Origin of the sequence: Promicromonospora sp. NPDC060271 (assembly GCF_042726755.1) — a bacterium.
Lineage (GTDB): Bacteria > Actinomycetota > Actinomycetes > Actinomycetales > Cellulomonadaceae > Promicromonospora.
The window spans coordinates 1-11,797 of the sequence record NZ_JBHXBG010000019.1 but is presented as its reverse complement, the minus strand read 5'-3'; the positions used below and the strand labels follow the sequence as shown (position 1 = coordinate 11,797).

Annotated in this window: 10 protein-coding genes; 8 read left to right on the top strand and 2 right to left on the bottom strand. The window is 73.0% G+C overall.

What is annotated here, in order from left to right:
- Window positions 1-130: 130 nt before the first annotated feature.
- Genes ACFWE2_RS05105 through mnhG form a run of 6 tightly spaced genes read left to right on the top strand, consistent with a single transcriptional unit; the run spans window position 131 to window position 6,788 of the window.
- Window positions 131-3,193 (top strand): Na+/H+ antiporter subunit A, encoded by a 3,063-nt coding sequence (locus tag ACFWE2_RS05105; protein ID WP_377223132.1) that lies wholly within the window; start codon window positions 131-133, stop codon window positions 3,191-3,193.
- Window positions 3,190-3,705, top strand: a complete 516-nt coding sequence (locus ACFWE2_RS05100) for a Na(+)/H(+) antiporter subunit C (protein ID WP_377223131.1) — start codon at window positions 3,190-3,192, stop codon at window positions 3,703-3,705. The genes ACFWE2_RS05105 and ACFWE2_RS05100 overlap by 4 nt, the downstream gene beginning before the upstream one ends.
- The gene (locus ACFWE2_RS05095) at window positions 3,702-5,369 is read left to right on the top strand and encodes a Na+/H+ antiporter subunit D (RefSeq protein ID WP_377223130.1); all 1,668 of its coding nucleotides are present in this window, start codon (window positions 3,702-3,704) and stop codon (window positions 5,367-5,369) included. Before ACFWE2_RS05100 ends, ACFWE2_RS05095 begins: the two co-directional genes overlap by 4 nt.
- Window positions 5,366-6,055 carry a Na+/H+ antiporter subunit E gene (locus ACFWE2_RS05090; protein ID WP_377223129.1) on the top strand — a complete coding sequence of 230 codons (690 nt, stop codon included), beginning with the start codon at window positions 5,366-5,368 and terminating at the stop codon, window positions 6,053-6,055. Before ACFWE2_RS05095 ends, ACFWE2_RS05090 begins: the two co-directional genes overlap by 4 nt.
- Entirely contained in the window at window positions 6,052-6,444 is a 393-nt protein-coding gene (locus ACFWE2_RS05085) for a monovalent cation/H+ antiporter complex subunit F (protein WP_377223128.1), read from the top strand. The genes ACFWE2_RS05090 and ACFWE2_RS05085 overlap by 4 nt, the downstream gene beginning before the upstream one ends.
- Entirely contained in the window at window positions 6,441-6,788 is a 348-nt protein-coding gene (gene mnhG, locus ACFWE2_RS05080; RefSeq protein WP_377223127.1) for a monovalent cation/H(+) antiporter subunit G, read from the top strand. Before ACFWE2_RS05085 ends, mnhG begins: the two co-directional genes overlap by 4 nt.
- A 61-nt stretch (window positions 6,789-6,849) precedes the next feature.
- Here mnhG and ACFWE2_RS05075 read toward each other — a convergent pair whose 3' ends face one another.
- Together ACFWE2_RS05075 and ACFWE2_RS05070 are read right to left on the bottom strand one after the other, a co-directional pair.
- Window positions 6,850-8,598, bottom strand: a complete 1,749-nt coding sequence (locus ACFWE2_RS05075) for a cation:proton antiporter (protein WP_377223126.1) — start codon at window positions 8,596-8,598, stop codon at window positions 6,850-6,852.
- 25 nt (window positions 8,599-8,623) lie between these two features.
- Window positions 8,624-9,886, bottom strand: coding sequence for a winged helix-turn-helix domain-containing protein (locus tag ACFWE2_RS05070; RefSeq protein ID WP_377223125.1), 1,263 nt, complete (start codon window positions 9,884-9,886; stop codon window positions 8,624-8,626).
- Between the two features lie 171 nt (window positions 9,887-10,057).
- Here ACFWE2_RS05070 and ACFWE2_RS05065 point away from each other — a divergent pair, with 171 nt between their 5' ends.
- Window positions 10,058-10,819: a ComF family protein gene (locus ACFWE2_RS05065; protein ID WP_377223124.1), complete on the top strand. Its 762-nt coding sequence runs from the start codon at window positions 10,058-10,060 to the stop codon at window positions 10,817-10,819.
- Window positions 10,820-11,071: 252 nt separating this feature from the next.
- Window positions 11,072-11,746, top strand: a complete 675-nt coding sequence (gene hpf / locus ACFWE2_RS05060; RefSeq protein WP_377223123.1) for a ribosome hibernation-promoting factor, HPF/YfiA family — start codon at window positions 11,072-11,074, stop codon at window positions 11,744-11,746.
- Window positions 11,747-11,797: the final 51 nt, after the last annotated feature.

Below are 11,797 nucleotides of genomic sequence, written 5' to 3'. Positions count from 1 at the left end.
CAGGGGTAACGTCCGCGGCCGCCGAAGGGTTCCGGACCAGGCTCCGGCCGGCCGCTCTCCGGCCCCGTCCCGCACCAGCGGTTAAGGTGGCAGACATCGCCCACCCGCCCGCGCAGAGGACGGATAGGACGTGCTCCTGGTACTGCTTGCCCACGGGATCCTGGCCCTCGCCGCCCCAGCCCTCGTCACGGTCATGGGCCGGCGCGCCTTCTGGGTGCTGGCCCTCGGCCCGGCAGCGGCGACGGCGTACGCGCTCGCCCAGGCCACCGCGGTCCTGGGCGGCGAAGCACCCACGGAGCACCTGCGGTGGATCCCGGCGCTCGGGCTCGCGATCGACCTCCGGCTGGATCTCCTGGCCTGGGTGATGCTGCTGGTGGTCGGCGGTGTCGGCACCCTGGTCATGCTCTACTGCAGCGCCTACTTCTCCCGCGAGGCGCACGGCCTCGGCCGGTTCGGCGGCTTCCTCGTGGCGTTCGCCGGCTCGATGGCCGGCCTGGTGGTCGCCGACGACCTGCTCCTGCTGTTCGTGTTCTGGGAGCTCACCACCGTGTTCTCCTACCTGCTGATCGGCCACTACGCGGACCGCACGTCGTCACGCCGGGCCGCCATGCAGGCACTGGTCGTGACCACCGCCGGCGGCCTCGCAATGCTGGTCGGCGTCGTGATCCTCGGGGTCGGCGCCGGGACCTGGAGCGTCTCCGCGGTCATCGCCGACCCGCCGTCGGGCCCCGCGGTCACCGTCGCGGTGCTCTGCCTGCTGGCCGGGGCGGCCACCAAGTCCGCGCTCGTCCCGACGCACTTCTGGCTGCCCGCTGCGATGGCCGCCCCCACCCCCGTCTCGGCGTACCTCCACGCCGCCGCGATGGTGAAGGCCGGCATCTACCTGATCGCACGGTTCGCACCCGCCTTCTCGGACCTCGCGGCCTGGCGGACGGTGGTGCTCGTGCTCGGGAGCGCCACGCTCCTGCTCGGCGGCTACCGCGCGCTGCGCCAGCACGACCTCAAGCTCGTCCTCGCGTTCGGCACGGTCTCCCAGCTCGGGCTGCTCACCCTGCTGCTCGGCTACGGGACCCGGGCGACGGCACTCGCCGGGCTGGCCCTGCTGGGCGCCCACGCCCTGTTCAAGGCCGCACTGTTCCTCGTGGTCGGGGTCGTCGACGCGGCGACGGGCACGCGCGACCTGCGCAGGCTCGCAGGGGTCGGACGCCGCCTGCCGGTCACGGCGCTCGCCGCGACGCTCGCGACCGCGTCGATGATCGGCCTGCCACCGTTCGCCGGCTACGTCGCCAAGGAGGCGGCGCTCGCCGGGTGGGCGCACGACGGGGACCCGCTCGGCACGACCATGATCGCCGTGGTCGCCGTCGGCTCGGCCCTGACGGTGGCGTACGGGCTCCGGTTCCTGTGGGGCGCCTTCAAGCCGCGCCTGCCGGCCGGTACCGAACGACCCGGGGCCGCGCGAGGCGGCGCCCAGCAGGACGGGTCCGAGCAGGATGGGTCCGAGCAGGGCGAGCCCGAGCAGGACGGGACGCCGGACGCCGTCCACCCGCAGCCGTTCTGGATGGTCGCGCCGCCGCTGGTCCTCGCGGTCCTCGGCCTCGTGGTCGCGCTCGTGCCGCACGTCGGCCAGGACCTGCTCGGCCCGTACGCGGACACCTATCCGGCCGGCGACCCCGGACACCTCACCCTCTGGGCCGGCTTCACCCCGGTCCTCGCGGTCACCGGCGCGGTGCTCCTGGTGGGCGCATGGCTGTTCCGGCAGCGCGAGCGGGTCGAACGGCTGCAGGGGGCACTGCGGTTCCCGGACGGCGCCGACGTCGTCTACCGGCGTCTCATGCGCGCGCTGGACCGGTTCGCGAGCGACGTCACCGCGGGCACCCAGCGCGGTTCCCTGCCGTTCTACCTCGGCGTCATCCTCCTCGTGCTCGCGGTCGGCCCGGGGATCGCGCTCGCGGCGGGCCTCGTGGGCGAGGCCGGTGCCGGGCCGCTGCCCGTGGCGGCGGGCGCCGCCGGGCGCGACGACGTCCTTCGCCTCGGACCGTTCGCGGTGGTCCCGTGGGACCGGCCCGCACAGCTCGTCGTCGTCCTCGTGGTCGTGGTGGCCGCGATCCTGGCCGCCCGCGCCCGCCGCCGCCTCAAGGCGGTGTTCCTCGCCGGCGTCGCGGGTTACGGCAACTCCGCGCTGTTCCTGCTGCACGGTGCGCCCGACCTCGCGCTGACGCAGGTCCTGTGCGAGACGCTGACGCTCGTCGTCATGGTGCTCGTGCTGCGCCGCCTGCCCCCGTACTTCTCGGACCGGCCGCTGGCGGCGAGCCGCTGGGTCCGGCTCGCGATCGGCGTGCTCACCGGCCTGGTCGTGATGATGTTCGTCGCGGCGGCGCCGCTCGTCCGGGTGCACCTGCCGGTGTCGGTCGACTTCCCCGAGGAGGCCGAGGCGTTCGGCGGCGGGCACAACATCGTCAACGTCACCCTCGTCGACATCCGCGCCTGGGACACCGTCGGCGAGATCTCGGTGCTCCTCGTCGCGGCCACCGGCGTCGCCTCGCTCGTCTTCCTGCGTCAGCGCAGCGGCGACGTGCTGCGCCTCGAACCCACCGGAGATCCCGACGAAGACGAGTCGGGCGAGGGGCCCGCCCGCGCCGGCGCCCAGCAGGTACGGCCGGGCACCTGGCTGCTGGCCGGCCCCACGCTCGACCCGGGCAGACGGTCGATGCTGTTCGAGGTGCTCACCCGCCTGCTGTTCCACCCGATGATCCTGTTCGCCCTGTTCCTGCTGTTCAGCGGGCACAACTCACCGGGTGGCGGATTCGCCGCGGGCCTGGTCGCCGGGCTGGCGCTGACCGTCCGCTACCTGGCCGGCGGCCGGTACGAGCTGGGCGAGGCGGCCCCCGTGCATCCCGGTCTCGTGCTCGGCACCGGGCTGTTCCTGTCGGCGGGCGTCGGCCTGGTCGCGCTGGTCGCCGGCCAGGCCGCGCTCGAGAGCACGATCCTCGACCTGCACCTGCCAGTGCTGGGTCACGTGCACCTGGTCACCAGCCTGTTCTTCGACGTCGGAGTGTTCCTCGTGGTCGTCGGCCTGGTCATCGACATCCTGCGCACCTTCGGCGCCGAGCTCGACCGGCAGGCCGAACCGCGCTCCCGCACCGTCGGCTCGCCCGACCGCGCGGGTCACCGGGCCGGGGGTGACCGCGCGTGATCGTGCTCGACAACGTCCCCTCCGGCGCGCTGCTCCTCGCCGTCGGCGTCCTGTTCGCGGCGGGGGTGTACCTGCTGCTCGAACGGTCGCTGACGCGCGTCCTGCTCGGCTTCGTGCTGCTGGGGAACGGGACCAACCTCGCGATCCTGCTGGCCGGCGGCCGGGCGGGAGCGCCGCCGATCACCGGATCCGGCACCGCCGAACCGATGAGCGACCCGCTGGCGCAGGCGATGGTCCTGACGTCAGTGGTCATCACGCTCGCGCTGGTCGCCTTCGTGCTGGCCATGGCCTACCGCTCCTGGCAGCTGCACGGCCACGACGAGGTGCAGGACGACCTCGAGGACACCCGTATCGCCGGGCTCGCCCTCGAGGACGCGCCGTCGTACGCCGACAGCGACGCCCAGGAGTCCGGGACCACCCTGGACGAGGAGGCCGTCACCGCACGCGACGAGGTGGCGCTCCCCGACCCCGTGGTGCCCCCGCGGACCCGCCGCGGAGGTGACGGCACGTGAACCCGTGGACCGCGCAGACCCTCGTGCCCCTGCCGGTGCTGGTGCCGCTGTTCGCCGCGGGGCTGGCCCTCGCGCTGCACCGGTACGAACGAGCCCAGCGGATCATCTCGGTGGCCGCCCTGTCGGTGGTCGTGGCCGCCGCGGCGGCCCTCGTGGTCGTGGCCCAGGACGGACCGGTGGTGATCGACCTCGGCGGCTGGGCGGCCCCGGTCGGCGTCAACCTGGTGGCAGACCCCCTCGCCTCGCTCATGCTGCTCGTGAGCGGCGTCGTGCTGCTCTGCGTCCTCCTGTACTCGATGGCGCAGGGCATCGCCGACCGCGACGACCGGACCGCACCCGCCTCCCAGGACGCCGAGGACCTGCGCAAGGCCCTGGAGGCGCAGGACCCGGACGCCGACGAGGGCGGCCGCCGCGACGTCCTGCCCGTCGCGATCTTCCACCCGACGTTCCTGATCCTGGCCGCCGGGGTGGCTGACGCCTTCCTCGCCGGGGACCTGTTCAACCTCTACGTCGGGTTCGAGATCCTGCTCGCCGCCTCGTACGTGCTGCTCACGCTCGGCGGCACCAGCGAGCGCATCCGGGCGGGCAGCGTCTACGTGGTCGTCGCGCTGCTCAGCTCCATCGTCTTCCTCCTCGCCGTCGGCCTGGTGTACGCGGCGACGGGCACGGTGAACCTGGCCCAGCTCGCCGAGCGCCTGCCCGAGATCGATCCCGGCGTACGGCTGGGCATCCAGGCCCTGCTCCTGCTCGCGTTCGGGATCAAGGCGGCCATCTTCCCGCTGTCCGCCTGGCTCCCCGACTCCTACCCGACGGCGCCCGCGCCGGTCACCGCGGTGTTCGCGGGCCTGCTCACCAAGGTCGGCGTCTACGCCATCCTGCGGACCCAGACCCTGCTCTTCCCGCCCGACGAGACGCTGGAGGCGGTGCTCCTCGTCCTGGCGCTCGCCACGATGCTCGTCGGCATCCTGGGCGCGGTGGCGCAGGACGACGTGAAACGGCTGCTCTCGTTCACGCTGGTCAGCCACATCGGCTACATGATCTTCGGCGTCGCGCTGGCGACCCAGGCGAGCACCGCGGCGGCGATCTTCTACGTGGTCCACCACATCACCGTGCAGACGGCGCTCTTCCTGGTGGTCGGGCTCATCGAGCGGCGCAGCGGGACGACGTCGCTCGACCGCCTCGGCGGCCTCGCGACGCTGGCCCCCGGCCTGGCGGTCCTGTTCTTCGTGCCCGCGATGAACCTCGCGGGCATCCCGCCGCTGTCCGGGTTCCTCGGCAAGGTGGGCCTGCTCGAGGCCGGCGTGCTGAACGGCTCGGGGTTGGCCTGGGCCCTGGTGGTCGGTTCGGTGGTGACCTCGTTGCTGACCCTGTACGCGGTGGTCCGGGCCTGGAACAAGGCGTTCTGGCAGCCCTGTGCCGACGACCGGAAGCTGCCCGACCCGTCTCCCCTGCCCTGGGGCATGGTCGGCCCGACGGCGGCGCTCGTGGCCGTGAGCGTGAGCCTCACCGTCGCGGCGGGGCCGCTGTACGACTACGCCGCGCGGGCGGCCCACCTGGCCCTGGACACACGCTCGTACGTCGAGGCGGTGTTCCCCGACGGAGCACCACGCGGCACCGGCACGTCCGACGAGGTGACCGACGACGGGGAGGAGGGATCGCCATGACGGGCACCGAACCCCGTGCGGACAGGAGCTCAGACCCGAGTGCCGACGCCGGCACGGAAGCGGGCGCCGCCACCGACGCCGAGCAACGGTCCGAGCGGCCGTGGCGCAGGCAGGCCCGGCGGCTCAGTGCCCTGTGGCCGACGATGGCGGCGGGCGCCGTGATCTGGGTGCTCCTCTGGGGCGACCTGTCCTGGGCGAACGTGCTGTCCGGCGTGGCGCTCGGCGCGCTGGTGGCGCTCGCGTTCCCGCTGCCTTCCGTCGGTACGGCCGGGACGGTGCGGCCCGGCCCGCTGACCCGCCTCGTCGGCCGGTTCGCCGGCGACCTCGTGCTCGCGTCGTTCCAGGTGGCGTGGACCGCCCTCCGGCCGGGTCCGCCGCCGCGGGGCGGGCTGGTGTCGGTCCCGCTCCGCTCGACGTCGGACCTGTTCATCGCGACCACCGCCGGGCTGTCGTCGATGGTGCCCGGCACGGTCGTGGTCGACCTCGACCGGTCCGACGGGGTCCTGCGGCTGCACGTGCTCGACCTGGCGGGCTCGGGTGGTCCCGCCGGCGTCCGGGCATCGACGCGAGCCCTCGAGGAGCGCCTGCTGCGTGCCTTCGCGACGCGTGCGGAGCTGGTCCGGCTCGGCCTCGCCGACCCTTCCGGCCGCCCGGTGGCCTCGCCCGACACGGAGGGACAGCCATGATGCTCGTCGTCGGGATCGTCGCCACGGCGCTGCTCGCCGCAGGCGCCCTGCTCGCCGTGGTCCGGATGGAGCGCGGTCCGTCGATGCTGGACCGCTCGGTGGCGTTCGACGTGCTGACCACGGCGCTCGTGGGCGCCATAGCCGTCGAGGCCGCGCTGTCCCGCCGCACCGAGTCGGTGCCGATCCTCGTGGTGCTGTCGATGGTGGGCTTCATCGGCTCCGTCGCCATCGCCCGCTTCGCCGCCGTCGAGCCGCCCAAGGGCCGGCAGCCGGACGGCACAGGGCCCACGGCCACGGGCGGACCGCCCGATAAAGATACGACGGGCCAGGCCACGACCGGCCAGGACGACGCTGCGGGGCAGGACGCTGCGGGGCAGGAGGCATCATGAGCGTGCTGACCGATGCCGCCGCCGCTATCTGTCTGCTGCTCGGCGCCTTCTTCTCGTTCTCGGCGGGTGTCGGCGTCGCTCGCTTCGACAACCTGCTCGCCCGGCTGCACGTGGTCGCCAAGCCACAGGTGCTCGGCATGCTCCTGCTCCTGACCGGGTTCGCGCTCCGGCTGCAGGACCGCGGCTCGGTGACCGTGCTCGTGCTGGTCGCGGTGTTCCAGCTGATGACATCCCCGGTGGCCGCGCACATGGTCGGCAGCGCGGGTCTGCGCACAGGCAAGGTCGACCCGGAGCTTCTGGAGGCGGACGACGACGGCAGCGCGGGGCCGGACGCCGGGCGCTGAGGCCCCGTGACGGGCGACAGGCCCTGCAATCGGGCGACAGGTCAGGCGTCGGGGCGACAGGTCAGGCGGTGCCCGCGCCGGCGGCCGGCTCGGTGACGGGTTCGGTGTCCGGCTCGGTGACGGGTTCAGCGTCCGGCTCGGTGGTCGGCCCGGCCGCCGGTCCCGGGGCACGCACCGGTTCGGAATCCCCGCGATGTCCCGCCTGGAGGTCCCGCATCCGCTCGGCCGCGACGTAGCCGAACGCGGCCTCGGCGGCCTCGTCGGCCAGCGCCAGCCCGGCGGTGCCGTACAGGTGGAACACCGCGTCGGCGCCGTGCCGCTCGAGCTCTGCGACGTCGTCGTCGTACCGCGCGACGGCGGCGACGGTGCCCTCGAAGCCGCTCGCGCGCAGCTGGGACAGGGCGATGAGGTTGGCGGCGTGGAACGGCATGGCGAGGATCGCCAGCCGGACGGCACCGGCGCTGCGCACCCGGCCCCAGAACTCGATGTCCGTGGCGTCGGCCTGCACAACGGTGAAGCCCTGGGTGCGCAGGGACACGACGCGTGCCGGGTCGTGCTCCACGCCCACGACGTTCAGCCCGTAGTCCTCGCGGAGCTGTCTGACGGCGCCGCGGCCGACGCGCCCCATCCCGAGCACCAGCGCTTCCGCACCCGACACGTCGATGAGCCGCTCCTCGCGATGCAGCCACTCGTTGGGCTTGGACGGGAAGCGCTTGGCGAGCGCCATCGCGTACTCGTTGCCGCGCGTGTTGACCGCGGAGGAGAGCACGAAGCTGCCCGCGACGGCGACGGCCAGGACCACGAGCCACTCGTCCTGCAGCAGGCCGGTCTGCGAGCCGACGGCGACGACGATCAGGCCGAACTCGGAGTAGTTGGCCAGCACCAGGCCGGACAGGATCGCCGTACGTTTGCGCAGCCGCATCAGACGCAGCAGCACCGCCGTCACGATGCCCTGCAGCGGGAGCATGAGCAGCATGAGCAGCCCGATCGCCGCTGCCTGCCAGGTGAGCTCGCCGGAGAAGCCGATGGACACGAAGAAGCCGACGAGCAGGAGCTCCTTGAGCGTGAACAGGTTGCGCGACAGCTCGGTGGCCGCGGGGTGGCCCGCCAGGAGCATGCCCATGACGAGCGCGCCGAGATCGCCCTTGAGCCCGACGGCGTCGAACAGCGCGTAGCCGGGGCCGAGCGCCACCGCCACGCCGAACAGGGCCTGCAGCTCGCCGTGGCCCACCCTCGACCACACCTTGCGCAGCACCCAGGCGCCCGGGATCAGCAGCACGAGGGCGAACGCCCACGGGCTGGGCGGGTGGTCCGAGGACACGGAGAGGAAGATGACGGCGATCAGGTCCTGCATGACGAGCACACCGATCGCGATCCGGCCGTAGAGGGCGGACTGGTCGGAGCGGCCGTCGAGCACCTTGACCACGAACACCGTGGAGGAGAACGAGAGGGCGAGCCCCAGCAGCGCGAGGACTCCCAGGCCCTCGCCGGCCAGCATCGAGAACCCGATGGCCCCCAGCAGGCCGAGGAACCCGACCGCGATCGCGATGCTCACCACGAGGTGCGCCATCGTGGTGAACCACACGTCCTTGCGCAGCAGCGTCTTGACGTCGAGCTTGAGCCCGATACCGAAGAGCAGCAGCGTCACGCCCAGGTCGGCGAGAGTCCCGAGGTAACCCGGCTCGGAGAGCCCGATCGCGTGCAGCCCGAACCCGGCCACCAGGAACCCCACGAGCGGCGGCAGCCGGAGCAGCACCGCCCCGAGCCCGGCCGCGACCGTGACGAGCAGGAAGATCGCAGCGGTTCCCATGGGCCGAGTTTAGTTGTCGAATGTTTCAGGCAGCGGCCACCGCCGCCCGCAGAGCGGGTGAAAGAGTGCCCCTGGCCTGCACGGATACACCGGCCAGTCCCAGCCACCCCGCCATCTCGTGGAGCTCGGCCGCCAGCCGGGCCGGAGTGTCCGCGGTGAGTGTCGGTTCGGCGTGCGCGGACTGCACCAGCAGCACACCCGCCGCGCGATCCGCCTTGAGGTCGACGCGGGCCGTGAGCTGCGAGTCCTCGAGGAAGGGCAGCACGTAGTACCCGTCGACACGCTGGGCGGCGGGGGTGTAGATACCGATGCGGTACCGCATCCCGAACAGGCGCTCCAGCCGCTTGCGCTCCCACACCAGCGGGTCGAACGGCGCGAGGAGCGCCTGCCCCGTGGCCTGCCGGGGCCGGACGGCATCGCGATGCAGGAACCACTGCTCGGAGCCGCCCGCCACACGAGCGGGCAGCAGCACACCCTCCTCCACGAGGTCGGCCAACGCGCGGTCCGCCACGGGCCCCTTCAGGCGGTAGTAGTCCTTGATGCACCGCGCCACCCCGATGCCGTGCGCCCGCGCCCCTCGCTCCAGCAGCGCCCGCTTGGCCTCCAGCTCCGGCACCTCCCCGAGGGCCGTCGCCGGCAGCACGCGCTCCGGCAGGTCGTACAGCCGCTCGAACTGCGCGTTGCGCCCGGCCGAGACCACCTCTCCTGTGAAGAACAGGTGCTCCACCACACGCTTCTCGGTGCTCCAGGACCACCAGGTGCCCCGCTTGTGGCGCACCGACCGCCCCTCGGACACGAACCGGTCGTGGATCTGGGACGCCGAGAGCGGCCCTTCTGCCGCTATCAGGTCGCGGACCTCGGCGACCTGCGGAGCGTCCGGGAGGCGTACGCCGTCCAGCTCGCCCCAGTCGTACTCCTCGGCGAACCGTCTGCGCCGGAAGGCCAGCAGCGGCCACGTGCTCGGCGGCACGTAGGCGGCCACGTGCGCCCAGCTCTCCACGAGCCGGCGGTCGGCCGTGGCCGCCTTGCCCGTCCGCCGGGCGTACCTGCCCGATGCGGTGGCCCGGTCCAGCAGGCCGGTGTCGTACGGGCCGAGCCGCGAGAACAGCGGCAGCAGGTGCGCCCGCGCGAGGACGTTCACCGAGTCGATCTGGAGCAGGCCCAGCCGGTCGATCACCCCCTGCACGTGCCGCATGGTGCGCGGTCCGGCGGTGCGCGGGCGGTTCAGGCCCTGAGCCGCGACAGCCACCCGGCGAGCCTGTTCGAGAGACAAGGTGATCGGTTGCACGACACCATCGTGCCCGCCGCCACTGACACTCCCCCTCCCAGCCCGTTGAGTGCTGGATATTCGCCCCCGAACGCGCACCTCAGGGGCGAATATCCAGCACTCAACGGCGAGGTGCGGGGTTGGGGGTGTGGATAACCAGCCCGGGGGCAGGTCGGGGTGGAGGGTGGTGGGGTGCAACCTGTCCGCGAGCTCGTCCGCCTGCTGCTGCCCGTCGCCTGCCCGTGCGGCGAGCTCGACGTGCGGTGGTGCGCCAGGTGCGCGGCGCTCCTCGCCGGCCCACCCCTCCGCGCCGAACGCGGCGCACCCCGGCTGGACCGGCTCGACGGGGTCCCGCCGGTGCCCGTGTGGGCCCTCACGCCGTACACCGGACCGGTGCGGGACGTCGTCGTGCACTGGAAGGACCGCGGGCGGGCCGACCTCGACCGGCTCCTCGCGCCCGCGTCACGGCACGCCGCCGCCCGCCTCGGCCCGCTGCTCGCCGCCGCGCTCGGCGGTGCGCCGGTCGCCGTCGTCCCCGTGCCCTCCACCAGGGCGGCACGCAGGGCGCGCGGCCGCGAACCCGTCGTGGTCCTGGCGCGTGCGGTCACCCGCGGCCTGCGGGACGCCGGGCTCAGCGCCCGCCTGGTCCCCGCCCTCGCGCGCCGGGGTGCCGGGCGGGACCAGGTGGGTCTCGGCGCCCGGGCGCGTGGCCGCAACCTCGCGGGCGCCGTCCGCATGACGAGACGCGGGGCGTACGCGCTCGGAGAAAGTTCCGTATGCATTCTTGTGGACGACGTCCTCACGACGGGGGCCACCCTGGCCGCCGTCGAGCGGGCGCTCGAGCACGCCGGGCACGACGTCCTCGGCGCAACGGTGCTGGCAGCGACGCCGCCTCCGGCGCGCGCCGCCGAGCCCACCGCGCCCCCCGCACCCGGACGCCTGCGGGGCAACTGAGCAGAACCTGAAAGTCTGACAGATCTCTGTCTCCTTGTTCACTGACCGTTGGGACTGTCGTTACCCAGGGGACGGAGTTAGCCTGAACGTTCCACGCTGGATCGGAGTCCCGCCGAGGTTGACGGGGCATACGCGACGGGAGGTGGTTCGCGCCCGGCACCGGTAGCAGGGGGTGCCATGACGAGTAGAGACGGGCGCGCGCCGCCGGCAAGGGACGGCGTGGCCCAGAGTTCCCGGAGCGGAGATACGCACATGGAAATTGTCGTTGTCGGCAGGCACACGGACGTGGCGGACCGGTTCCGCCAGCACGTCGAGGAGAAGCTCGCGAAGGTCGAGCTGCTGTCCCCCTACGTGCGTCGGGTGGATGTGGAAGTCACACACGAGAACAACCCGCGACTCTCCGAGAACCGTGAGCGAGTGGAGCTCACGCTGCGTGCGAAGGGTCCGGTGATCCGCGCGGAGGCCGCAGCGGACGACCGCTTCGGCGCCCTGGACCTCGCCATCGACAAGCTCAACGAGCGACTGCGCCGCGACCGCGACCGCCGCAAGGACCACCGCGGCAACAAGGTGCTCGCCCCCGTGGACGTCCGGCCCCTCGACGAGATCCTGACCGAGGAGGCGGGTGCGTCCGCGAACGCACCCGAACCGCAGATCTCCACCCCGGCAGCGCTGTCAGCGCCCGGCGACTCGGTGGAGACCACCATCGGTGACTCACCGGTGGTGATCCGGCAGAAGCTCCACCACGCGGACCCGATGACCCTCGACGACGCCGTCTACGAGATGGAGATGGTGGGCCACGACTTCTACCTGTTCATCGACAAGGAGACGTCGCGCCCCTCGGTGCTCTACAAGCGCAAGGGCTGGTCGTTCGGTGTGATCCAGCTCGACAACCCGTGCGGCGCCGCACCGGTCACCGACCTGGCCTGACGCGCCCTTCCGCGAAGTAGAGCGCCTGTCCGAGTTTCCCTGGTGTCGCCC

Coding starts and splice junctions, on each gene's coding strand:
- ACFWE2_RS05090 (WP_377223129.1), top strand. CDS start 5,366: ATGACGGGCACCGAACCCCGTGCGGACAGGAGCTCAGACCCGAGTGCC.
- ACFWE2_RS05085 (WP_377223128.1), top strand. CDS start 6,052: ATGATGCTCGTCGTCGGGATCGTCGCCACGGCGCTGCTCGCCGCAGGC.
- mnhG (WP_377223127.1), top strand. CDS start 6,441: ATGAGCGTGCTGACCGATGCCGCCGCCGCTATCTGTCTGCTGCTCGGC.
- ACFWE2_RS05075 (WP_377223126.1), bottom strand. CDS start 8,598: ATGGGAACCGCTGCGATCTTCCTGCTCGTCACGGTCGCGGCCGGGCTC.
- hpf (WP_377223123.1), top strand. CDS start 11,072: ATGGAAATTGTCGTTGTCGGCAGGCACACGGACGTGGCGGACCGGTTC.